The following is a 23382-nucleotide window of genomic DNA, read 5'->3' as shown; positions in this document are numbered from 1 at the left end:
GGTTATGACAGTTGCCGAACAGATCGATGAGGACGTCATGAGTGACGCAGCTATGGATGAGGCGGAAGCCTCCGAAAAATCAGGGAAAAAAGGGCTTATCGCAGGCGTTCTCCTGGCCTTGGCCGGGGCTGCGGGCGGATACTTCCTGACCACGTCGGGTGTATTGCCAATTGGCAGGAAAGCAGATGTTCAGGCGGCCAATGAGAATGCCGATAGCACGCCTGCAAAGGCCTTACCTGCTGTCGGTTTCGTCGATCTTCCACCGGTGATTGTCTCGGTAAATGCCGGTGATTCCCGTCATCTGAAATTCCACGCTCAGTTGGAGGTGAATGCCAAGTACATCGCCGACGTGGAAAAGATGCAGCCCCGAATCATGGATGTGCTGAACGGGTATCTTCGCGCGCTCGAGATCTCGGATCTTGAGGATTCGCTGGCCCTGATCCGCATCCGCGGACATCTGCTGCGGCGCATCGCCATCGTCACCGGCGAAGGTCGCGTGCGCGATGTTTTGGTTATGGAATTCGTACTGAACTAGGAGACGAAGTTGGAACTTATCGCGGACATTCTGCTGGTAGCAGGCGCGCTTGGGGCGGGTCTGTACTGCTTTGTTCTGGCCCGGCGCCTGAAACGATTTACTGATTTGGAAAAGGGCGTGGGCGGAGCTGTATCGGTTCTGTCAGCACAGGCTGAGGAGTTGAAAAATTCGCTCGAATCGGCCCGACATGCATCGGATCAGTCCGGTCTGAAACTGCAGGATCTGACGCAGCGGGCGGAATCCGTTGCGCAGCGCCTGGAACTGATGATGGCATCGATGCACGATGTGATTCCTGAAGATTCCATAGATGAAAATACGCCCTCGGCTGAGGCTGAACCGGCGGATGAGTCGGAAGAAGAATCTTCTAAAACAGAGACCAACATTGGAGATTTCAGAGAGAATCAGGAGCCTGAGACCCCTGCCAAAGAGGCCACAAAGCCTCCCGAAGGGCTAATGTTCTTTCGCCACGCACCGCAGCTGGACGAGGCCAGCAGATGAGGTTGAACAGAAAGGGCAAATCAGGCCGTCAGCGCAGCGGCGTTCTGACGTTGATATCGGCCCTGATGATCGGCTCCGCCGTTATTCGGTTGAGCCTGGAGGCTGGACCCGCACTGGCGCGCAGCGATCGGCCGGAGTTGGCATCACAGCCCCAATCCAAACAATCGGGGTTTGAAGAACAGGAACTACAAGTCGTGCTGATCGAATTGCTGCGGCGTGAAGAGGCAATCGAGAGGCGTGAAAAGATCGTTCAGGATCGTGAGAAGGCTTTGGAAATAGCTGATCTGGCCATTGCGAGCCGGTTGATCACGCTACGCGAGGCGGAAGATACGCTTCGCGCAACTGTGGCAGTCGCCGATAACGCCGCCGAGGCAGATCTGACCCGACTTACTGATGTCTATCAGAACATGAAGCCGAAAGACGCCGCAGCGTTGTTTGAGACGATGGATCCGATTTTCGCGGCCGGTTTCCTGTCTCGTATGCCGCCCGATACAGCCGCTGGTGTCATGGCCGGTCTAAACCCCGAAGCCGCCTATACCATCAGTGTTGTAATGGCCGGGCGCAACGCGCTGGCTCCGCAGGAGTGACGCCTGTGTCTTCCAAACCCTCAGTTCGCGCCGTTGGAGATCATATATGCTTGGGATCGTAGGTATTGTCGTCATTTTCGTGATGGTGTTCGGCGGATATCTGGCTGCTGGCGGCAAGATGGCCATCATCATGAAGTCGCTTCCCTTTGAAATGATGATGATTGGAGGCGCCGCAGTCGGCGCATTCATGATCAGTAATGATTTTGGCGGGGTCAAACATACCGCCAAGGACATCGGAAAAGTGTTCAAGGGGCCGAAATGGAAACCCGAAGACTATCGAGATCTGTTGTGCCTTTTGTTTTCACTGATCCGCATCGCGCGGGCAAATCCAGTCGAGTTAGAGCAACATATCGAAGATCCTGAGAGCTCTTCGCTGTTTTCCACGTACCCAAAAATTCAGGCCGATCGCGAAGCTATTGACCTGATCTGCGACACGATGCGCTCAGCCTCGATGAATTACGACGATCCCCATCAGGTTGAGGAGGTTTTGGAAAAGCGGATGGAAGCCAACTTCCATCACGCAATGCACTCCAGCCATGCGCTGCAGACCGTGGCAGACGGCCTGCCAGCGTTGGGTATCGTTGCTGCTGTTCTTGGTGTGATCAAGACGATGGGATCAATCGACCAGCCCCCGGAAGTTCTGGGCAAGCTGATCGGTGGTGCTCTTGTCGGCACATTTTTGGGTGTATTCTTGGCCTACGGGCTGGTGGGGCCGTTCGCGGGAAAGGTGAAGGCCGTCGTTGAAGAGGATAACCACTTCTACCAACTGATCAAAGAAGTTCTCGTAGCCAACCTGCACAACCACAACACTGCGATGTGTATCGAAGTTGGACGCCAGAATACTCCGACTCATAACCGACCCGGATTTACCGAGCTCGAAGATGCGCTGAAAGAACTGAAACAGGCGGCAGCATGATCCAAAAATGTGTCCTCTCTTTTATCCTGGTCGCTGCCGCAACCTATGCAAATGCACAGGAAGTTCGAGTGCGCTCGGGTGAGCATGACGGCTTTACAAGGCTGGTCCTTCAGATACCGCCCAAGACAGGCTGGACGCTGACTCACGAAAAAGATGGTGCCCGGATAGATGTTGAGCTTGATGGCGTCACGTACAATACCAACTCGGTGTTTTCACGGCTGTCCGAGAACCGCCTAAAATCGCTGTCGCAAGAGGAACCGGGTACAGCTCTTGAAATGGAGTTTGGGTGTGCCTGCGCCGCATCGGCCTTTTTGTTCAGGGATAACATGATCGTCGTTGATATCGCGCCCGGTGAGCCCTCGCTGTCCGTGACGCAAGACCTCCCTACGCTGGTTTTTCTGCCTGATCTGCAGTTAGCCGATGAATCAGAGATCGAAGAAACACCTGACACCGTACCATCGCTGCACTTGAATGGCCGAGCGTTAGAGGATCAACTGATGTCGCGAATGCTACAGGGAGCTGATCGTGAGATCGTCGATCTGCAGCTTTCCGATATTGGTCCAAGATCAACAGAAAAGGTCGCGCCAGGCAATATTCTGGAAGACTTGCCAGCAAACGTAATGGTCTCATCCGTTCTGGATGAGCTTCGCGGGCTCGAAGGGCTGTCTTTGCCTCAGATTGAAACGCAGCCCACCTGTATTTCGGATACTGATCTGGGGTTTGTTTCGTGGTCTGATGGACGCCCGTTTCCGGAACAGGTTGCAGAGCTGCGTACCGGTTTATTTCTGGAGTTCGATCGCATCGATGCAGAACGGGTCGAGAAGCTGGCCCAGCTTTACGCCTATCATGGCTATGGCGCTGAAGCGGTTCAAACGCTCGAACTACTTGAGGGCGCCTCTTCAAACCGCGCGTGGATCATTGCGATTTCCAATTTGGTAGACGGTCGACCCCAGTTAGAGCCGAACCCGTTTCAAAGCCTCCAGAGGTGCGAGGGTGACGCGGCTTTGTGGGCGCTGTTAACCGAGGGGGATTTGCATCCCCATGCGCAGCTTTCTTCGATCGAACAATCCTTTGCGAGGCTGCCGGATCATTTGAGGCGTTCGTTGGGGCCAGAGCTTTCCGAGATTCTGGTCAACGCCGAGGAATTGGAAGCAGCCCGCCGTGTCTTACGTTCAGTCGATCGTATCGATGCAGACTCGCAGCCAAAGTTTAACTTGGCCAAAGCAGACGTTGCAGAAGCTGCCGGTGACAAAGCTGAAAGCGAGGCATTGCTGTCCGAAGTCATTCAGGCCTCAGAGTCGGATTTGGAAACCCCCTTGGCTTTGGCGCGTTTGGTGGAAAAGCGCTGGTCGGATCGTGGCGCCATAACCTCTGAAGAACTTGAACTGGTGGCTGGATTTGCCATCCAGCTCAGACGATCAGAAATAGGCTCTGTTATGGCGCAAAGTCATGCAGTCGCTCTTGGTTTGAATCAGGAGTTTGGCCCCGCCATGGAACTGATCCGGGCACATCCGGAAGACAAAGATTGGGCTGGGGCTACAAACCGCGTGCTGCGTTTGTTGTCCGAACGCGCGGATGACGTGACATTCTTGCGCTACGCTCTGAACCTTCGTTCGGTGTCGGGTGACACGTTGGAAACCGAAACAGCAATAGCGCTGTCAGAGCGTCTTGCCGAGCTTGGTTTTGCCTCTCAGGCCTATGCGCTTGCGAACCGGCAACAGGATCGGATCAAACGGAAAGACAGAGCCAGACTTCGCGCCCGCGCCGCATTGTTGCAGGGGCAACCGCATCGGGCATTACTGGAGATTGCCGAGGATGACTCTGATAAGGCGCAGCTCCTGCGCGCCCGGGCCCTTGCAGATACGGCAGACCTCTCTGCTGCAGCTACGCTGCTTCGCGCGACTGGTGAGAATGATGAAGCGGACCGTCTGTTCTGGCTCGCAGGACAGACAGAAGATATCAACGGCACCTCTTCGAGCAAGTTTGGAACTTTGAGTGAACTGGATCAGGCCCTGGCCCAGCCGGTTTCGCGCTCACCGGACACTCCACTCTCTGATGCGAAAACTCTGCTGGCAGACAGTGAATTGGCCCGTAAGCGGATCGAGGAGCTGCTTACGATCGCGGCCGCCGGGCAATGAACAAGGGGCGCAACTGGCCGGAACAGGTGTCTTTCCGGCCAGTCCTCATCTCAATCAGTAAGGCGCTTCCACGTCATTCATCGAGACGTAGACGGTTTTCATTTCGCTGAAATGGTTGATCGCCAGTTTCGAGTTTTCACGACCCACACCCGACATTTTCGACCCACCAAATGGCGCTTCGACCGGGGCAAGGTTGTAGGTGTTGATGTAGCAGGTTCCCGCCTCGAAACCGGCCACGATGCGGTGCGCACGCGTCACATCATTGGTGAACACACCAGCCGCCAATCCAAACTCGGTGTCATTGGCCCTGGCCAGGACCTCTTCTTCGGTTTCGAAATCCAGCACTGACATCACGGGGCCAAAGATCTCTTCGCGGGCGATGGCCATATCGTCGGTGACGTCTGCAAACACAGTTGGTTGCATATAGAAGCCATCGCCTTCGATGCGTTCGCCACCGTAAACAAGGCGCGCGCCCTCTGACTTGCCCTTTTCGACATAACCCAAAGCGATGTTCATCTGATTTTCGCTGACCATCGGACCGAAATTGACTTCTTCATCCAACGGATCGCCGATTTTCGCTTTCGCTAGACGCTCTGACAGGCGCTTCAGGAAGGCTTCCTTGATCCCTTTCTGAACAAACACGCGCGTGCCGTTCGAGCAAACCTGCCCAGAAGAATAGAAATTGCCCAAGATCGCGCCCGAAACAGCGTTTTCGATGTCAGCGTCGTCGAACACGATCATCGGGGATTTGCCGCCCAGTTCCATGGTGACATGCTTCATACCGTTTGCTGCGGCTGCATAGACCTTGCGGCCAGTCGGGACAGATCCGGTGAGCGAGACCTTCGCAACGCGCACATCGGTCACCAGCGAAGCACCGACATCGCCGTAACCCTGAATAACGTTATAGACACCTTTGGGAGCGCCAGCTTCGATCAGGATCTCGGCAACCTGCAATGCAGACAATGGCGTAGTCTCAGACGGCTTGAACACCATTGTGTTTCCACAAGCCAGGGCCGGGGCACCTTTCCAGCAGGCGATCTGGGTCGGATAGTTCCACGCGCCGATCCCGACGCAGACGCCCAGCGCCTCACGGATTGTGTAGACGAAGTCTCCGCCACCCAGCGGGATGTGCTCACCGGTTAACGAGGCGGCCATTCCGCCAAAATACTCCAACGCATCCGCGCCGGAGGTAGCATCCGCCACCAGCGTCTCTTGCAGGGGTTTGCCGGTATCATGGGTTTCGATAATGGATAGCTCGCGGTTGCGTTCCCGCATGATATCAGCGGCCCGGCGCAGAACACGGCCGCGCTCGGTTCCGGACATCGCAGCCCATTCAGCCTGTGCTGCTTTTGCACTGTTTAGAGCCTGATCCACGATTGCGGGGGTTGCCGAGTGCAACCTCGCAATCACCTCGCCCGTAGCGGGATAGATTACATCGATGGGTGCGCCGCTGGTGTCCTCAACGTATTCGCCGTTGATGAAATGGCTGGCCTTGGGCTGAAACTTCATGCCGCGTCCTTTTCTTTGCAAACGCGCCCGATCCATTGGGGCGACAGTAACAGTTGAATTCGCAGGTAATGGTTATTGATTGGTCAGTCAATAAAACACTACGACCGGCGAGAACTTGCCTGTAAAATAGGCCCCCCTCTTGAAATGAATGGTTAATGTTCCATTTATGTTCTACATAGTCAGAGGATAAACCGATGGCCCAAGCAACACGCAAATTGGCCCCGAACGGGCCTACGAACGACTACCATCTTCTTCCGGTCACCGACCGCCAGATGCGCTATGCCCGCGCCATCGCAGAACAGACGGCTTTGGAGATCCCGGTTGAAGCGCAGCGTGACCGCAGATCAATGTCGGATTGGATTTCGGCGAACAAGCCTCATGACCCTTCGCCGTTTGCGAGCTATCCAACCGGCAAACAAGTTGCGTTTGCTGAACGCATCTCGCGCTCGAAGCGTCGGCCGATTCCGTCGGAGTGTTTTCGCGACAAGCAACTCATGTCGCAGTGGATTGACCGCAACAAATAGGTTTCTTGAGCTATTTTCTCTGAATTAGTGCCTGTGATGGCCGTGAGATCGGCCATACAGACCCACTGCGGCGGCAACAAACAATCCCAACAATATGTAGCCGGTTATTGCCTCGGCCACGGCCAGTGCCCGGCACATTCCGACAGGTCGCAGATCGCCAAAGCCCACCGTGGTGAATGTGACATACGAGAAATAGAGAACATCTGCCGGACCATTGGCTCCGGTCACACACACATCATCGTAGCCGAACGAGCCGTAAACAGCGGCAAACAGGAACGGCACGACCTGGATGAATGAGATTCCCATCAGCATCAGCTGCCGCTTGGGCGATCTGACAAGGCTGATATGATACCAGGCCTGAGAAATGAGCCAGACAATGAGGCCAAGCGTGGCTATGCCCCCAACAGTATCACCAGCCGTGGTTTCATTCAGGTGAGACAGAGCATACCAGGCGACAAAGCTGACCAGAACCAGCACGGATGCCGCGATAATCGTCGGCTTCCAATCCTGTAGTGTCGATGGATCCTGCGGCATGATCTTTCCCTAACGATGCGTACCGCGGATCATCATTCTATGGCTGCGCTAAGACCGCAACCCTTTAAGACCATTGATTAATGACTGCCCAGATGTTCCTGACCACGGCTGCGCGCCAGAACGATCTGTTTCTGCCGTTCACGGAACCGCACCTTGTCCTGCTCGGACGTTTCGTCAATGCACCGATGGCAGGACACGCCATGTTCGTATTCCGGACGCTTCACATCTTCGGGCAGGATAGGACGGCGGCAACCATGGCACAATTTGTGTGGCCCTTCGACCAAACCGTGCCCGACAGAGACACGATTATCGAACACAAAGCAGTCGCCCTGCCATGTACTGTCTTCTTCAGGCATTTCTTCGAGATAACGCAGAATTCCACCTTTGAGGTGATAGACATCCTCGACCCCCTGCCCCAGCAGGTAATTGGTGGATTTCTCGCACCGGATGCCACCGGTACAGAACATGGCCACCCGCTTGTTATGAAAGCGATCCTTGTTTTCTTCCCACCAGGCCGGAAAATCACGGAAACTGGCTGTTTCAGGGTCTATTGCACCCTCAAACGTACCGATCGCAACCTCGTAATCATTGCGCGTATCGATCACAACCACGTCGTCCGAACGGATCAGATCGTTCCAGTCCTCGGGCTCGACGTAATGGCCGACGCTGGCGCGTGGATCAACATCCGGCTGCCCCATCGTCACAATCTCTTTCTTCAGGCGCACCTTCATCTTGCCAAAAGGCGGGTGATCCGATGTTGCCTCTTTCCACTCAAAATCAGCGCATCCCGGCAGGCTACGGATATGAGCCAGAACGGCGTCAATCCCTGCACGGGGGCCTGCAATCGTTCCGTTGATCCCCTCTTTCGCCAAAAGAAGGGTCCCTTTGACGGATTGTGCGCGGCACAGCTCTTGCAGAGCGGGGCGCAGCGCATCGGGGTCAGGAAAGCGCGTGAAATGATATAAGGCAGCAATTGTGTACATGTGGGCGATCTAATCCCCTTACCCAAAGGACGCAAGGGATCGCATTGACGCCTTTGGTTCCGCCCCCTACCGATAGGGCAACCAGAGGAGACCCAGATGACTCATGCCTTGATCGTAATTGACGTCCAGAATGATTTCTGCCCCGGTGGCGCGCTTGCCGTGTCCGGGGGGGATGAGATCGTGGCGCCGATCAATTCCCTGATGGATGAGTTTGATGCGGTGATCCTGACACAAGACTGGCATCCGACGGGCCATTCGTCATTCGCAAGCTCGCACCCGGGCAAGAATCCCTTGGACATGACCCAGATGCCTTACGGCCCACAGGTTCTTTGGCCGGATCATTGCGTTCAAGGTACCCAAGGCGCAGCGTTTCATACCGATCTTCGCACAGATGCTGATTTGATTCTGCGCAAAGGCTTTCGCAGCAGCATCGACAGCTACTCCGCTTTTTTCGAGAACGACCAGAAAACACCAACCGGTTTGAAAGGCTATCTTGAGACGCGAGGGATCGAAAAGCTGACATTGGTCGGCCTCGCCACGGATTTCTGCGTGCATTTTTCGGCGGTAGATGCGGCAAAGCTGGGATTTGATGTCACTGTCCGGCAAGACGCGTGCCGTGCCATCGATCTGGACGGATCATTGGATACAGCTATTCAGGCGATGCGCGATGCGGGAGTAACCTTGGCCTGATCGTCAGGGTGCTGCACCTGCGGCAGCCAGATACTTAAGCAATACAAACAGGATAACCGCCAGCCCAAGGGCAAATCCAATACGACCGGGAACAGTACGACGATCTGGTTTTACCGGCGCGGCGGGTTGTGGTTTGCTCTGCTGGATGGGCTCTTTGCGCACGATCCCGATTTCGGGTTGTGCGGTGCGGATGTGGCGCAGAAAATCACTGAAATCAAACTCACCACTATATTCGCCCTTCAAACCCTGGCTCTTGATGTTTGCAAACAGGTTACGAAGAATACGGTCCCGATCCGCCGCATGCTGAGGTGAGTAGTATCCCATCGGCACGCCGCAGTTTCGGGTTTCCAGCCCAAATCCTGCATCCTCGAACATCTTTCTGATCTTCGGCGAAGCACCGCGCAGCGCATCCGCTGTTTTCACATCCCGAAACAGCGCACGTACCCGGGCGCCTTCCGGTTGCTCGGAATTCACCGTTTCAGACTCCAGTTCATCTGGTGCAATCGTAACAATGTCAAAGTCGTACTCGAGACCCATCCACCAAATTCAACCTTTTCGATCCATCCCCCACACTCACTAAATGGTGAAACGAACTCACAATATGCCCGCAATGTGACCTGACCTAGGCATTGTCACCATTTTAGCGACTCTTGCCATTCACCGCATCGATTGATCTAACAACGGAAATCGCAGGAGTTCCACATGGTCGACATCGCAACGCGGGTCTACAATCATAAATGGAAGATTGACCCCATTGTCCGGTCTTTGATCGACACAGATTTCTACAAACTGCTGATGTGCCAGTCAGTGTTTCGAAATAAGCCCCAAACGGATGTTGCATTTTCGCTGATCAACCGGTCGAATCATGTCCCTTTGGCGCGATTGATCGATGAAGGGGAACTACGCGAACAGCTGGATCACATCCGCTCACTCAGCCTCAGCCGCGGTGAAAGCACCTGGCTGCGCGGGAATACATTCTATGGCAAACGCCAGATGTTCCGCTCGGATTTCATGGAGTGGTTCGAGAATCTGCGCCTGCCAGCATATCATCTTGAACGCAAAGGGGATCAGTACGAGCTGACCTTTGAGGGGAAATGGCACGAAGTCATGCTATGGGAAATCCCTGCGCTGGCCGTGCTGATGGAACTGCGCTCCCGCGCCGTGTTGAATGATATGCGCCGGTTTGAACTGCAGGTACTCTATGCAAGGGCAATGACCCGCGTTTGGGAAAAGATTGATCAACTGCGCACGATTAAGGGCTTGGGGATCGCAGATTTCGGCACAAGGCGGCGGCATTCCTTCCTGTGGCAGGACTGGTGTGTTCAGGCGATGATCGAAGGGCTGGGCGGCGCCTTCACCGGAACCTCGAACTGCCTGATCGCCATGCGGCGCGAGGTCGAGGCCATCGGGACCAATGCCCACGAGCTGCCCATGGTGTATTCCGCTCTGGCCGAGGACGATGCCGCGCTGGCGCAAGCCCCTTATGATGTTCTGAGCGATTGGCACGAAGAGCATGACGGCAACCTGCGGATCATCCTGCCTGATACTTATGGGACCCAGGGCTTTCTGGATCGCGCGCCGGACTGGTTGGCGGGCTGGACCGGTATCCGTATCGACAGCGGTGACCCGGCAACCGGGGCCGAGACCGCCATCGCGTGGTGGAAATCCCGTGGCGAAGATCCATTGGAAAAGCGGGTCATATTCTCGGACGGGCTGGATGTGGAGAAGATTCGTGAGCTTCACAGCCAGTTTGCGCACCGCACCAAGGTTTCCTTTGGTTGGGGCACGCTGCTGACCAACGATTTCCGCGGCCTTGTACCTGATGACGCTTTGGCGCCGTTCTCCCTGGTCTGCAAGGCAGTGTCAGCCAATGGTCGACCGACAGTCAAACTGTCGGACAACCCCGAAAAGGCGATGGGTCCTGCAGAACAGATCGAACGCTATAAGCGGGTTTTTGGCGTCGGTGCTCAGCAAGCGATCGAGGTGATCGTCTAGGGCCTGCTGGCCCGAAAGATCACCCAGATCGCGGCAAATACACCGACAAACCCACCAATATAGCTGGCGTCATGCATGGCCCCAGCGCGCAAAAAGCCGACGGGGTTCCGGATCGTCTCAGGCAGAGCGATTTGAGCAGCGACCTCCTGATCCACAGCTATAAGACCAAAGGCAAATCCGATCCCCGATGCGAGCGCAGTGATCAGGAACACTACAAAAATCGCCCGCAGCCCTGCAGACCAGAGCTTTCCAGCCGGTGACAATAGCAGCAACCCAAGCAGGAAGGGCGGCAGACCAACGATCAACCCCATCCACCAGCTCGCGCGCCACCCCACGATGGCCGCCCCAATCCGGGGCGGGACCTCGGACGGAATCGCAAATTGCCGGAATTTGAATTGGTGAAAATAATCCGGGCCAACGGTGTAACTAACCTGATTGTGCAGGGCGCCAAACAATCCAGCCGCCAACATTGCGACGGCCAGCAACATCAAAAACACGCCCAGTTTAGCCATGATAGGCTGCGACCGTTTTCAGTTGCGAGAAACCATAGAGCGCCTCGAAACCCTTTTCGCGACCGTGGCCGGATTTTCCAACACCGCCGAACGGCAGCTCCACGCCTCCACCAGCTCCGTAGTTGTTTATGAAAACCTGTCCCGACCTAAGCTGCTTTGCCAGCCGCATCTGCCTTGCGCCATCTCTGGTCCAGATGCTTGCGACAAGCCCATAATCGGTACTATTTGCTATATTTAGAGCCTGTTCCTCGGTATCGAATGGGATCAGAACCTGCACCGGACCGAAAATTTCATCCCGGGCAAGCGTGTGATCGGCTGGCACATCCGCAAACAATGTAGGTCGCACATAGGCGCCTGTATCCGGGGCAGTTGCCACCACTTCTCCCTGGGCGGCGATACTCAGGTCAGATCCCTTATCAAGAAAGCCAGTCACAATCTGTTTCTGGCGCTCGGATATCAGCGGGCCGAGGCGCAGATCATCCCTGGCCGGCCCCACGGTCAGTTCTGCGTAAGCCTGGGCCATCCTCGACCTGACTTCATCATAGACCCCACGCTGCACAAGGATACGCGAAGATGCAGAGCAGGTCTGACCTGCGTTCTGGATGCCCGCATTCACCAGAAACGGCAGTGCCGCATCCAGATTGGCGTCATCAAAGACCAACTGCGGTGATTTTCCGCCAAGCTCGAGCGTAACCGGAACTACATTGCGCCCCGCGGCCTGCTGAACAAGTGCACCGGTCGCAACCGAACCGGTGAACGAGATATGATCGACATCCGGATGAGAAGACAGCGCGGCGCCCGCCTCGGCACCTAACCCCGGTACTACATTCAGCGCCCCGGCCGGCAATCCGGCATCGATCGCCAGATGGGCAAAGGCCAGAGCGGTCAGGCAGGCTTCTTCCGCAGGTTTCAAAACACAGGCGTTGCCCATGGCCAGCGCGGCACCAACAGATCGGCCAATGATCTGCATCGGATAGTTCCAAGGCACGATATGGCCCGTAACCCCATGTGGTTCGCGCAGGGTATAGACCGTATAGCCGTCCAGATATGGAATGGTATCGCCCATCACCTTATCCGCCGCACCACCGTAGAACTCGCAATACCGCGCCAGAGCCACAGCATCAGCCCGTGCCTGTGTCAAAGGTTTGCCGACATCCATCGCCTCAAGCACGGCAAGGTCGTCAACACGTTCCAATACCAGCTGTCCGAGGCGTGTCAGAATACGCCCGCGTTCCAGCGCCGTCATTCGCCCCCATTCGCTATCTGAAGCAACGCGCGCCGCTTTGACCGCCGTATTGATTTCCTGTTCGCCACCACGTGCGATCTGGTAGAGTTCCGATCCATCAGAAGGGTTGATCAGTGGGAGAGTCTCACCAGATGTTGCAGGTTTCCAATTGCCTCCAATCAGGCAAAGACTCGGGTCGAACCAAAGCGGGCTGTTCATCAGTTCATTCTCCAATAGGCTCTAACAAAGATGTTTTCATGCTGCGCCTCGACCTATTTCCGGCAATCTGGGCGCTGCCGCGATTAGCTTCCGAGTGTAGGAATGCTGTGGATCCGTAAAAACCTGTTCAGTTTCACCCTGTTCAACAATCTTCCCCGCCTGCATCACCATCACACGGTCCGTAATTGTCCGGACTACACTCAGATCATGGCTGATGAAGAGATAGGTCAGGTTATAGGCCTCGCAAAGCTCAGCCAGCAAATCCAGAATCTGAGCCCGGACAGACACATCGAGCGCCGAGACCGCTTCATCAAACAGGATCAGTTCAGGGCGGGTAATCAGCGCGCGCGCGATTGCGATGCGCTGACGCTGGCCACCAGAAAATTCGTGAATGTACTTGTTCGCATCATCCGCGCTGAGACCAACAGCGCCGAGCATTTCGGCGATGCGATCTTGCCGATCCGAGCCGCGTGGCGGATCTTCCAGCAGATAAAACGGCTCGGTAATCAGACGTGAAACGCGATGCCGGGGATTGAAGCTGCCGAATGGATCCTGAAACACCACCTGCATTTTTCTGCGGACCACAAGATTAGGTTTGTGGCCAGAGAATACCGGCTGGTCATCCAACAGGATTTGCCCGCTCTGAACCTCTTCCAGCCCTAAAATAGCCCGTGTTAGTGTCGATTTTCCGCAACCGGACTCTCCTACAAGCCCCAGACGCTCACCTCGGTTCAACACGAAACTCACCTGATCAACGGCACGGTGCGTACCGGGGGTCTGGAACAACTGTTTTCGAGGCAGACGGTAGTCGCGCACAACGCCAGTCACCTGCAGCAGGGGTTTGGTTTCATAAGACTCAGGCAGGTTAACCTGGTGCTCCGATGCCTCGAACAGCATGCGGGTGTACGGATGTTGCATGTTGCGCAGCAAATGATCGGTTGCGCCACTTTCAACAACTTCGCCATGGCGCATTACCACGATCTGATCAGTCATGTCCGAGACAACGGCCAGATCATGAGTGATCATCAACAGGCCCATATCGTATTCCGTGACCAACCCTTTCAGAAGATCAAGAATTTGGGCCTGCGTCGTCACATCCAGTGCTGTGGTCGGTTCATCCGCAATCAGTAGTTTTGGTCGCAAAGCAATAGCCATAGCAATCACGACCCGCTGGCGTTGTCCCCCTGATAACTCGTGCGGGTACCGGGACATTGGAAACTTGTCAGGCGGCAGCCCCACGCGGATCAGAACCTCCTGTGCCCGCTCTCGGGCCTTGTCGGCAGGCATTGCCTTATGGATCAGGATGGTTTCCATCACCTGATCTCCGATTGTCTTGACCGGGTTGAGTGCGGTCATCGGTTCCTGAAAAACCATCCCGATGGAAGCTCCGCGCAGGGCGCACATCTCAGCCTCGAGGCGGTCCAGCAGTTCCTGTCCATTGAGCTTAATAGAACCTTTGCCCACCGCTCCGTCTGGCAGCAACTGCATGACGGCCAATGCGGTCATGGATTTGCCCGACCCGCTTTCGCCCGTCACTGCCACGATCTCACCCGGGGCAATCGACAGGCTAACCTGTTTTAGGATTTCAGCCTCGTGAATCGATAGAGACAGGTTTTCGATCAGCAACAAGCTCATGCGCGCGCCACCCTGATGCGGGGATCCAGAAAGTCGCGCAAACCGTCTCCCAACAGGTTCAACCCCAGCACGGTCATAATGATCGCCCCACCCGGAATCAGAGCCAAATGCGGGGCAAAACTGACCATTGTCTGCGCATCTGCCAGCATTCGACCCCAGCTGGGCGTCGGAGGTTGCGCACCCAAACCAACATAAGAAAGGCCCGCCTCGGCCAGAATTCCCAGTGAGAACTGAATAGTCCCCTGAACGATCAGCAGATTGGCCACGTTGGGCAGGATATGTTCGGCAGATATTCGGGCCGCACCCTTACCGGCGACGCGGGCGGCAAGGATAAATTCACGTTCCCACAGGGACAGGGCCGCTCCCCGCGTGATCCGCGCAAAAACAGGTATGTTGAAAATGCCGATGGCGATGATCGCGTTGATCGCACCAGCACCGAATACGGCCGTGATCAGGATGGCGATAACCAGCGATGGGAAGGCAAAGACCAGATCATTGCCGCGCATGATCAACTCATCCAGCCACGAGCCTTTGCGCGCCGCAGCGGTTAACCCCAGCGGCACACCCAACGCCATGCCAATACCAACAGCCACCAAAGCAACAGCAATCGACGTCCGTGCGCCCACCATGATCATCGAGAACATATCGCGCCCGAAATGGTCCGTACCGAACCAGTGCTGGGCGCTGGGTAGCTGCAGCTTGTCAGGGATATTCATCGCCGCATAGTCATAGGGCGTCCAGATAAACGAGATCAGCGCTGCAAGCAGGACCAGCGACGATAGAGCCGCGCCAAGGATCAGATTGCGGCTCATGTTCTGTTCCTCAGCCGGGGATCAACAGCCGCATAGGCCAGATCGACCAGAAAATTCACCATGATGACTGCGAAAACCAGCAACATGACCACAGATTCAACCACGATCAGATCGCGGGCCGAGATTGCCTGGAAAACCAATCGACCCAAACCGGGCAGATAGAACACCTGCTCGATAATGATCGATCCCGCCAACAGAAAGGAAAACTGCAACCCGATGATGGTCAGAACCGGGATCAGCGCGTTGCGAACCCCATGCCGCCACAATGCCTGCCGACGTGACAGACCCTTGGCCCTGGCTGTACGCATGAAATCCTCGCCCAGAATATCGAGTAAGGCTGAACGCATCACCCGCGCCAAAATGGCCGCCTGCGGCAGGGCAAGCGCTATAGCGGGCAATGTCAGCGAGTGAAGGCCTGTCCATATCCCCTTGTCCCAACCGACAAAGCCACCGGCGTTGAACCAGCGCAGGTTGATGGCAAAGATCAGAACCAGCATCATGGCAAACCAGAAATTCGGAACCGCGATCCCTAGCTGTGTGGCCCCCATCACCGTCAGGTCACCGGGCTTGCCCCGTCGCGCTGCAGCATAGATACCGGCCGGAAAGGCGATCAGCGTGGACAAGGTCAGCGCATACAGTGCCAAAGGCAGCGACACCCACATACGATCTGCAATCATCTGAGAGACGGGCGTGCGATAGGTATATGATGTCCCAAAATCCCCGGTCAGCATTCCCCCGACCCAGTTGAAGTACCTCTGGGTCTGGGAGACATCCAGTCCAAGTTCTGATCTGAGGGCGGCCAATGTCTCGGGCTGAGCATTTACGCCCAGCATGAAGGATGCCGGATCGCCCGGTGCCACCTCGATCACGGCGAAGATAACCACTGAGGCGACAGCAAGGCTGACGATGAGGGAAATCAAACGTTTAAGCGCATAGCGAAGCATCAGCGTCACGTTAGGGCGGGATTTCCTGCTGGTCCAGCGCCACATTGAGGGATCGAACTTTGGTCGCACGATCCTTGTTCGGGCAAATTCCCTGAATTAGACTCTAAATATTGTCTCAGAAAGGAATTTGCGATGAAGACACCAACATTAGTCGGCATTTTGTGCCTATTGGCAGGTCCTGTGATCGCGCAGCAGCTGGATGTAGATTTTTCCATAGTCGAGGACGGGCAAGCCGCTGGCTGCGCAGGCAGCATTGTATCTGGCCTCGACCCCAACGGTGACGGCTTTCTGGCGGTACGTACCGGACCGGGATCAGATTTTCGCAAGATTGATGAGCTGCACAACGGCAATCAGGTCCGCACCTGCGCCCGGAATGGGAAATGGGTAGGGGTGTATTATGGCCAGCCGCGCCAGAAGGGCTGGGTTCACAGCAACTGGCTGATAGACGGCGCCGGATAAGTTAAAGACCGGGATCACATAGTGATCCCGGTTTTGTCTGTTACTCTGACCAGCTGATTTCGGTCAGATCAATCGCTGCAGTGGGGGCGTTTTTCCACAAACCCTGCACACCGGCTTTTGCCACACCCAGCTTGGCCAGCTGGAACAGGTACCCGTTGACATAATCCTCAGCGATCAGGCGCTGCGCCTCGCCAAGCAGTTTCGCTCGCTCCTCGGGGTCCGTTGTCGAGTTCAGCGTGTCCATCACGGTCTGGAAATCCAGGCTGTCATACTGGAAGTAATAGTCAGGCCGCGCGTAGATGCCGATATCCATCGGTTCGGTGTGGCTGACGATGGTCAGGCCAAAATCCTTGCCCTTGAACACACTTTCCAACCATTGCGCCCATTCAACATTGATGATCTCGGCGTTGATACCGACATCTGCCAATTGGGCTGCAACGATCTCTCCTCCGCGCCGCGCATATGATGGTGGAGGCAGATGCAGTGTGGTTTCAAATCCATCGGCAAAACCTGCCTCGGCCAGCAACGCCTTGGCCTTTTCAGGATCGTAAGCCGAGTTTCCCGTCAAATCGACATAGGCCGGATTGTGCGGCGCAAAATGTGTGCCGATGGGCGTGCCATATCCGAACATTGCGCCATCGATGATGGCCTGCCGGTCAATGGCATGGGCAACCGCCTCACGCACCCTGATATCATCAAAGGGAGGTTGCTTGTTGTTGGTGGACAGGATCGTCTCACCCTCGGTCGATCCGACCAAAACCTGAAACCGGGGGTCGGCCTCGAACTGCGGAAGGTTTTCAGGTGCCGGGAAATTGTCGAACGCATCGATGTCTTCGGCCATCATTGCGGCAAAGGCAGCGGTCGGGTCCGAGATGAACTTGAATGTCGCGCTTTCAAGTGCCGGCTGATCGCCCCAATAATCCGGATTTCGGTTCAGCGTGATGCTGTCCCCCTGCACCCATTCGCCGAATGTGAAAGCGCCAGTTCCAACCGGATTGGTCTTGATGTCGTCAATGCTGTCGGGAGAAACGATAACTGCATCACCCCAGGCCATGTTGAACAGGAAGTTGCCGTTCGGCTCGGACAACGTGACTTTCACTGTCAGCGGGTCAACGATTTCGACACTTTCAATTCCAGCAAACAGGGCTTTCTGTGCATTGGCGCTGTCTTCGCCCAAAGCCCGGTCGAGGCTGAATTTGACATCCTCGGCATCCATGACAGACCCGTCATGGAAGGTGACTCCGTCATGCAGCCTGAACGTATATTCCTTGCCGTCATCAGAAATCTCCCAGCTTTCGGCGAGTCCGGGAACGACTGAACCATCGCCTTTGAAACGGGTCAGGCCCTCAAAGATATTGGTGTAGACAACCGAATCGATGGCTTGTGCGGCGGCACTGGTCGGGTCCAGGTGTGGTGGCTCCAGCTGCATCGCGATGGTGATATCCGATTTCGCCAAGCCCTGGGTTGCAATCAGGCTGGCCCCAACGGCCAAGGCCGATGCAAATGATCGTAACATCTGCTGAGTCATAAAAATCTCTCCCCATAAATTTTGTTCAGCCCACGCATCAAAAGGGCCTTACTGGAAACAATGTCCCTTTAAACCTTGGGTCATTCAAGGAAATGTTCGCGCAACCGGGGTTTCTCTGCCCCTGCACGATCTGCTATGCCGCGCTGCAACATGAACACCGCAGGAGCGAGCATGAGCGCCACCGCCCGCAAGAAAGCCCGGAACGCCGAGGATATTCGCGCCCGCAAAGGCAGCGAACCACTGGTCAGCCTGACCGCCTACACCACGCCTATGGCGCGGCTGATGGACGACCATTGTGACTTTGTTCTGGTCGGCGACAGTGTTGGTATGGTGCTGCACGGTCTGACCTCGACCCTTGGCGTGACCATGGAGATGATGATCATGCATGGCCAGGCTGTCGCGCGCGGTCTGGAAAAGGCGATGATGGTCATCGACATGCCCTTTGCCAGCTACGAACACGACCCAGCGCAAGCCTTCCGCAATGCAGCCCGGCTGATGTCGGAAACCGGTGCAGGCGCGGTCAAGCTGGAAGGTGGGGTTGAAATGGCCGAGACCATTCGCTTTCTGGTCAAGCGCGGTATCCCTGTGATGGCGCATATCGGTCTGACGCCACAATCGATCAATACGCTGGGCGGCTACAAAGTGCAGGGCAGGGATGAGCAGGCCGAGGCCGTGCTGGCAGACGCCCGCGCGGTGGCCGAAGCAGGTGCATTTTCTGTCGTGTTAGAGAAAGTTCCGCAGGGGTTGGCTGACCGTATCACCGCCGAGATCGCGATCCCGACCATCGGCATTGGTGCATCCGCGGGGTGTGACGGACAGATTCTGGTCGTTGACGACATGCTGGGCTTTTTCACTGCGTTCAAGCCGAAATTCGTCAAACGCTATGTTGATCTTGGCCCACAGGCCGAGGCGGCAATCGCGGAATATGCAGCCGATGTACGCGCACGCGCATTCCCTGCTGATGAACACGTATTTGCCGATCAGGCTCCGGCCAAAGGATCCAAGGCATGACCGCGCCGATCCTGCGCCGACTGGCAGAACTGCGCACTCAGACCAATGCTTGGAAGCGCGATGGTGAGACCATTGGTGTTGTTCCCACGATGGGGGCGCTGCATCAGGGTCACCTGTCGCTGGTCGAAGCTGCCAAGGCAGACTGTGATCGGGTGATCGTCACGATCTTTGTAAACCCCAAGCAGTTCAACAACCCCGAAGACCTGGCCAAATATCCACGTACCGAAAACGAAGATGCAGAGAAGCTGGCCCCCTATGGCGTTGATGCGATCTACGTACCGGAACCTGAAGAGATCTATCCCGCAGGTTTCGCCACCACCGTTTCGGTAGCAGGTCTGACGGATGTGATGGAGGGTACCTTCCGTCCCGGGCATTTTGATGGGGTCGCCACTGTCGTGGCCAAGCTGTTCCTGCAAACGCAGGCTGATCGAGCCTATTTCGGGGAAAAAGACTATCAGCAGCTAATGATCGTACGGCGCATGGCCCGGGATCTGGACATTCCCATCGACGTGATTGGCTGCCCGACCGTGCGCGAGCCTTCGGGTCTGGCGATGTCCTCCCGCAATCTGCGTCTGTCGCCCGAGGGTCTGACGATTGCGGCCCGAAAGAACACCATCATGCGTGAGCTTGCAGAACGGCTGCCCCGGGGCGAACCTTTTGGCGAACTGGCCAAAGAAGCAGAGGCCGCGTTGCTGAATGCCGGGTTCACCGAGGTCGAGTATATCGATCTGCGCTGCGCCGAGACCTTGGAGGCCTTGCCCCATGCCAACCGCCCTGCCCGTCTCTTTGTCACCGCATGGGCAGACGGTGTGCGTCTGATCGACAATATCGCTGTTCCGAACAGCTGATTTCCGCTCTGGCACGACCGCAACTGTTTGCGCTAAAGTCCCGCAAAACCAAACGGGGGAGAGCAGGCATGACCTATATTCTGGCGATTGATCAGGGCACGACGTCCTCGCGCGCGATTCTGTTTGACGCGCAGATGCAGCGTGTCGGGACATCACAGCGTGAGTTCACACAGCATTTCCCGCAGGAAGGCTGGGTTGAACATGATGCGGAAGAGATTTGGGACAGCGTTCTGACCGTTTGCCGCGAAGTTATGGCCGACGCAGGTGTCACCGCCCAGCAGATTGCCGGGATCGGGATCACGAACCAGCGGGAAACCACAGTGGTCTGGGACCGGACAACCGGAGAACCTATTCATAACGCCATCGTCTGGCAGGACCGGCGAACCGCCGAGATCTGCGAGCGTTTTCGTCAGGCGGGTTGCGAAGATGATGTGACCGCACAGACAGGGCTTCTGCTGGACCCGTATTTCTCGGGGACCAAGGTTAAATGGCTGCTGGACACAGTCCCGGGTGCGCGAGATCGCGCCACGGCCGGAGAATTGCTGTTTGGCACGATCGACAGTTTCCTGATCTGGCGCCTGACCGAAGGCCGTGTTCACGCGACCGATGCAACAAACGCTGCACGTACCCTTTTGTTTGATATCCACAAAGGGGTCTGGAGCGAAGAAATCTGTGATCTGCTGGACGTTCCGATGGCGATGCTGCCAGAGGTAAAGGATTGCGCTGCGGATTTCGGAACCACGACCCTGTTCGGAGGTGAAGTTCCGATATTGGGCGTTGCAGGAGATCAGCAAGCCGCCACCATTGGCCAGGCATGTTTCCAGCCTGGAATGATGAAATCCACCTATGGCACCGGCTGTTTTGCACTGTTGAACACCGGGACCGAGCCGGTGGAGTCAAAGAACCGTCTGCTCACCACCATTGCCTATCAACTGGATGGTCAGCGCACCTATGCGCTGGAAGGGTCGATCTTTATCGCGGGTGCTGCCGTCCAGTGGTTGCGCGATGCGCTGCAGATCATCGAATCGGCACCGCAAAGCGGTGAACTGGCCGCACAGGCCGATCCGAACCAGCATGTGGTGCTGGTTCCAGCCTTTACCGGACTTGGCGCCCCTTATTGGCAACCGGATTGCCGGGGCGCTGTATTTGGCCTGACACGAAACTCAGGCCGCGCCGAATTGGCCCGCGCCACGCTGGAAAGCATCGCGTTCCAGACCCGCGACCTGTGGCACGCGATGCAGGGCGACTGGGGCGCAGATACCGATGTCACGTTACGGGTTGATGGAGGCGCAAGCGCATCTGACTGGGCCATGCAGGGTCTGTCGGATTTCCTTGGAGCACCCGTAGATCGCCCGGTTATGCAGGAAACCACTGCACTGGGCGCAGCATGGCTGGCGGGAATGCGTGCCGGTGTCTATCCGGATCAGGCGGGGTTTGCACAAACCTGGGCGCTGGATCGGAAATTCGAACCGGAACTGTCCGCTGAAGATCGCGATGCTGCATATGACCGCTGGAAACGCGCGGTTTCGGCAGCAATGGCATTCTAGAACTTAAGATGAAGGATCAGCTGTGATCCTTCATCAGCCGCTGTTTCTGGCGTGACCAGTCACGTTTGGCCTGAGTTTCGCGTTTGTCGTGGGTTTTCTTACCCTTGGCGATGCCGATCTTAATCTTGGCCCGGCCTTTGTGGTTGAAATACAGAACCAGCGGCACCAGCGTCATGCCTTTGCGTTGTGTCGCGTTCCAAAGATCAGACATCTGCTTGCGGGAAACCAGCAGTTTGCGGCGGCGACGCTCTTCGTGTTTGAAAACCTTCGCCTGTTCGTAGGGCGCGATATAGCTGTTGACCAGCCACAGCTCACCGTCATCGACCGATGCATAGCTGTCAGCAATGTTCGAACCACCCGCACGCAGGGATTTGACCTCGGATCCCTCCAGTACAATGCCGCACTCAAGATCGTCTTCGATTGCGTAGTCGAAGCGCGCACGCCGGTTTTCGGCAATTACCTTGTAATTCGGGTCTGTCTTTTGCTTGGCCATGACGCGTTGATTTAGGCGGCTTGGGCGTCCCTTGCAAGGCAGGGTTTAACTTTGACCGTCAGGAATGCGCTGACATGATCAGATCGGGGCCAAAAATCGTATCCGCGTGATTGTGCAGATAGATTTTGAGCCATGGCGTGAAACGCTCGGGGTGGCGTTGCACTTCGGCCAGAAGATCATGGTAGTCGACCCACCGGATATCCATGACTTCGTCTGGATTAGGCTCGATTTTCAGCGGACCTCGCGAATGGGCAAGGAATACATCGACAACTTCGTTCTCGACCATGCCATTACCAACATCCGCATGATATTCCAGCCTGTGACGATATTCGGGATAGAGCCCCGCGATACCCAGTTCTTCACGAAGGCGGCGTACCGCACAGATGGATGCGCTTTCATCCCAGTCGGGATGCGTACAACAGGTATTCGCCCACAAACCGGGTGTGTGATACTTGCCCAGCGCCCGGCGTTGCATCAGAATCTCTGTGCCTCTGACGACAAACACCGACACAGCCTTGTGCTTGAGGCCCTTTTCATGCGCCTCCAGCTTGTCCACGGGCGTCAGTTCGCCCTCAACCCAGGCCGGGATCATGATTCCCATTTTAACGTCTCCTGCTGCCTGACCGCTTTTTGGGCGGCAATGGCGGGTGTGGCTGTGGCCAGGTCGGCTTGGCGTTTCATTGCAAAGTACGGGCGTGGGTAGCACCACAATCCGCGTATCCCCAAGGTGGCGCTGATCCTGCTTATGATCAAGCGCACGAAAGGCCGCAGGTGCTGCGGCCTCTCAGAACTTTGTAAACGATTTAGGACCAGGCGTTATTCGCCCGAAACGCTGACGATATAGGCGTATACGTCCTCTGCACCCTTCTTCAGCTTGAAGGTCATTTTTGATTTGGCAGAAGTTTCACCCAAGTAGTCTTTCAGGAACGCTTTGGGATCCTGCGCATATTCGACAAAGTTTGCCTCATCCCAGACCAGTCCGTTTTCCCCGGCTTCTACGATGCTGTCACCGTATTTGAAACCCTCGACGGTACCCGCGGTGCGTCCTGCGATACCATACAGGTTCGGCCCGGTTTTACCGCCCTTGACGATCACCTCACCGTCAGGATCAGCGATCATGTGGCAGGATTTGCATTTGTTGAAGGTTTTCTTGCCAGCCTCTGCATCGCCTTCGGCATAGGCGGGTACGGCCAAAAGGCCCACAAGTGCTGTTGCGAGGATGCGATTCATAGCTTTGCTC

At 56.1% G+C, this 23382-nt stretch carries 25 protein-coding genes; 12 read left to right on the top strand and 13 right to left on the bottom strand.

Going from position 1 to position 23382, the window contains the following annotated elements; translation table 11 throughout:
* Positions 1 to 37: 37 nt before the first annotated feature.
* Genes ACR0CW_RS15065 through ACR0CW_RS15045 form a run of 5 tightly spaced genes read left to right on the top strand, consistent with a single transcriptional unit; the run spans position 38 to position 4674 of the window.
* Entirely contained in the window at positions 38 to 535 is a 498-nt protein-coding gene (locus ACR0CW_RS15065; RefSeq protein ID WP_480788511.1) for a flagellar basal body-associated FliL family protein, read from the top strand.
* A 9-nt stretch (positions 536 to 544) separates the two neighbouring features.
* On the top strand, positions 545 to 1033 hold the full coding sequence (locus ACR0CW_RS15060) for a hypothetical protein (RefSeq protein WP_480788424.1): 489 nt from the start codon (positions 545 to 547) through the stop codon (positions 1031 to 1033).
* Complete coding sequence (locus ACR0CW_RS15055) at positions 1030 to 1620, top strand: MotE family protein (RefSeq protein WP_480788423.1); 591 nt, start codon at positions 1030 to 1032, stop codon at positions 1618 to 1620. Before ACR0CW_RS15060 ends, ACR0CW_RS15055 begins: the two co-directional genes overlap by 4 nt.
* A 46-nt stretch (positions 1621 to 1666) precedes the next feature.
* Positions 1667 to 2536: a flagellar motor stator protein MotA gene (motA, locus tag ACR0CW_RS15050; protein WP_480788422.1), complete on the top strand. Its 870-nt coding sequence runs from the start codon at positions 1667 to 1669 to the stop codon at positions 2534 to 2536.
* On the top strand, positions 2533 to 4674 hold the full coding sequence (locus ACR0CW_RS15045; protein WP_480788421.1) for a hypothetical protein: 2142 nt from the start codon (positions 2533 to 2535) through the stop codon (positions 4672 to 4674). Before motA ends, ACR0CW_RS15045 begins: the two co-directional genes overlap by 4 nt.
* Before the next feature lie 54 nt (positions 4675 to 4728).
* Here ACR0CW_RS15045 and betB read toward each other — a convergent pair whose 3' ends face one another.
* Entirely contained in the window at positions 4729 to 6183 is a 1455-nt protein-coding gene (betB, locus tag ACR0CW_RS15040; protein WP_480788420.1) for a betaine-aldehyde dehydrogenase, read from the bottom strand.
* Between the two features lie 194 nt (positions 6184 to 6377).
* On the opposite strand from betB, the gene ACR0CW_RS15035 reads away from it, so the two are divergent.
* Positions 6378 to 6707 (top strand): hypothetical protein, encoded by a 330-nt coding sequence (locus tag ACR0CW_RS15035; RefSeq protein ID WP_480742927.1) that lies wholly within the window; start codon positions 6378 to 6380, stop codon positions 6705 to 6707.
* A gap of 24 nt (positions 6708 to 6731) precedes the next feature.
* On the opposite strand, the gene ACR0CW_RS15030 is transcribed toward ACR0CW_RS15035, so the two are convergent.
* Together ACR0CW_RS15030 and trhO are read right to left on the bottom strand one after the other, a co-directional pair.
* Positions 6732 to 7241, bottom strand: a complete 510-nt coding sequence (locus ACR0CW_RS15030; RefSeq protein ID WP_155146485.1) for a potassium channel family protein — start codon at positions 7239 to 7241, stop codon at positions 6732 to 6734.
* Positions 7242 to 7318: 77 nt separating this feature from the next.
* Entirely contained in the window at positions 7319 to 8224 is a 906-nt protein-coding gene (trhO, locus tag ACR0CW_RS15025) for an oxygen-dependent tRNA uridine(34) hydroxylase TrhO (RefSeq protein WP_480788419.1), read from the bottom strand.
* 96 nt (positions 8225 to 8320) lie between these two features.
* Here trhO and pncA point away from each other — a divergent pair, with 96 nt between their 5' ends.
* Positions 8321 to 8914, top strand: coding sequence for a bifunctional nicotinamidase/pyrazinamidase (gene pncA / locus ACR0CW_RS15020; RefSeq protein ID WP_480788418.1), 594 nt, complete (start codon positions 8321 to 8323; stop codon positions 8912 to 8914).
* Between the two features lie 3 nt (positions 8915 to 8917).
* Here the strand turns inward: pncA and ACR0CW_RS15015 are convergent, their stop codons facing one another.
* Entirely contained in the window at positions 8918 to 9451 is a 534-nt protein-coding gene (locus ACR0CW_RS15015) for a hypothetical protein (protein WP_480788417.1), read from the bottom strand.
* A 165-nt stretch (positions 9452 to 9616) separates the two neighbouring features.
* Between ACR0CW_RS15015 and pncB the strand changes: the two genes are divergently transcribed.
* On the top strand, positions 9617 to 10909 hold the full coding sequence (gene pncB / locus ACR0CW_RS15010) for a nicotinate phosphoribosyltransferase (protein ID WP_480788416.1): 1293 nt from the start codon (positions 9617 to 9619) through the stop codon (positions 10907 to 10909).
* On the opposite strand, the gene ACR0CW_RS15005 is transcribed toward pncB, so the two are convergent.
* From ACR0CW_RS15005 to ACR0CW_RS14985, 5 genes are read right to left on the bottom strand one after another with little or no spacing between them, the layout of a single operon-like run.
* Positions 10906 to 11421 carry a hypothetical protein gene (locus tag ACR0CW_RS15005; protein WP_480788415.1) on the bottom strand — a complete coding sequence of 172 codons (516 nt, stop codon included), beginning with the start codon at positions 11419 to 11421 and terminating at the stop codon, positions 10906 to 10908. The two genes, pncB and ACR0CW_RS15005, sit on opposite strands and share 4 nt — an antisense overlap.
* On the bottom strand, positions 11414 to 12865 hold the full coding sequence (locus tag ACR0CW_RS15000) for an aldehyde dehydrogenase family protein (RefSeq protein ID WP_480788414.1): 1452 nt from the start codon (positions 12863 to 12865) through the stop codon (positions 11414 to 11416). The genes ACR0CW_RS15005 and ACR0CW_RS15000 overlap by 8 nt, the downstream gene beginning before the upstream one ends.
* A gap of 36 nt (positions 12866 to 12901) precedes the next feature.
* Entirely contained in the window at positions 12902 to 14500 is a 1599-nt protein-coding gene (locus ACR0CW_RS14995; RefSeq protein ID WP_480788413.1) for an ABC transporter ATP-binding protein, read from the bottom strand.
* Complete coding sequence (locus tag ACR0CW_RS14990) at positions 14497 to 15312, bottom strand: ABC transporter permease (protein ID WP_480788412.1); 816 nt, start codon at positions 15310 to 15312, stop codon at positions 14497 to 14499. The genes ACR0CW_RS14995 and ACR0CW_RS14990 overlap by 4 nt, the downstream gene beginning before the upstream one ends.
* Positions 15309 to 16256, bottom strand: a complete 948-nt coding sequence (locus ACR0CW_RS14985; RefSeq protein WP_480788510.1) for an ABC transporter permease — start codon at positions 16254 to 16256, stop codon at positions 15309 to 15311. The genes ACR0CW_RS14990 and ACR0CW_RS14985 overlap by 4 nt, the downstream gene beginning before the upstream one ends.
* 132 nt (positions 16257 to 16388) lie before the next feature.
* Here ACR0CW_RS14985 and ACR0CW_RS14980 point away from each other — a divergent pair, with 132 nt between their 5' ends.
* Positions 16389 to 16715: an SH3 domain-containing protein gene (locus ACR0CW_RS14980; protein ID WP_155146494.1), complete on the top strand. Its 327-nt coding sequence runs from the start codon at positions 16389 to 16391 to the stop codon at positions 16713 to 16715.
* Positions 16716 to 16755: 40 nt separating this feature from the next.
* On the opposite strand, the gene ACR0CW_RS14975 is transcribed toward ACR0CW_RS14980, so the two are convergent.
* The gene (locus tag ACR0CW_RS14975; RefSeq protein ID WP_480788411.1) at positions 16756 to 18243 is read right to left on the bottom strand and encodes an ABC transporter substrate-binding protein; all 1488 of its coding nucleotides are present in this window, start codon (positions 18241 to 18243) and stop codon (positions 16756 to 16758) included.
* 171 nt (positions 18244 to 18414) lie between these two features.
* Here ACR0CW_RS14975 and panB point away from each other — a divergent pair, with 171 nt between their 5' ends.
* From panB to glpK, 3 genes are all read left to right on the top strand, one after another.
* Positions 18415 to 19254: a 3-methyl-2-oxobutanoate hydroxymethyltransferase gene (gene panB / locus ACR0CW_RS14970; RefSeq protein WP_480788410.1), complete on the top strand. Its 840-nt coding sequence runs from the start codon at positions 18415 to 18417 to the stop codon at positions 19252 to 19254.
* The gene (gene panC / locus ACR0CW_RS14965) at positions 19251 to 20102 is read left to right on the top strand and encodes a pantoate--beta-alanine ligase (protein WP_480788409.1); all 852 of its coding nucleotides are present in this window, start codon (positions 19251 to 19253) and stop codon (positions 20100 to 20102) included. The genes panB and panC overlap by 4 nt, the downstream gene beginning before the upstream one ends.
* A gap of 68 nt (positions 20103 to 20170) precedes the next feature.
* Positions 20171 to 21649, top strand: coding sequence for a glycerol kinase GlpK (gene glpK, locus ACR0CW_RS14960; RefSeq protein WP_480788408.1), 1479 nt, complete (start codon positions 20171 to 20173; stop codon positions 21647 to 21649).
* Positions 21650 to 21665: 16 nt separating this feature from the next.
* Here the strand turns inward: glpK and smpB are convergent, their stop codons facing one another.
* The 3 genes from smpB to ACR0CW_RS14945 form a co-directional block, all read right to left on the bottom strand.
* The gene (gene smpB / locus ACR0CW_RS14955; protein WP_155146499.1) at positions 21666 to 22142 is read right to left on the bottom strand and encodes an SsrA-binding protein SmpB; all 477 of its coding nucleotides are present in this window, start codon (positions 22140 to 22142) and stop codon (positions 21666 to 21668) included.
* A gap of 58 nt (positions 22143 to 22200) precedes the next feature.
* Positions 22201 to 22743: an isopentenyl-diphosphate Delta-isomerase gene (gene idi / locus ACR0CW_RS14950; protein WP_155146500.1), complete on the bottom strand. Its 543-nt coding sequence runs from the start codon at positions 22741 to 22743 to the stop codon at positions 22201 to 22203.
* A gap of 215 nt (positions 22744 to 22958) precedes the next feature.
* Complete coding sequence (locus tag ACR0CW_RS14945; protein WP_155146501.1) at positions 22959 to 23372, bottom strand: c-type cytochrome; 414 nt, start codon at positions 23370 to 23372, stop codon at positions 22959 to 22961.
* Positions 23373 to 23382: the final 10 nt, after the last annotated feature.

The organism is Ruegeria sp. CH6 (genome assembly GCF_056537005.1).
Note: the sequence above shows the minus strand (reverse complement) of the source record. Positions and strands in the feature narration are given on the sequence as shown.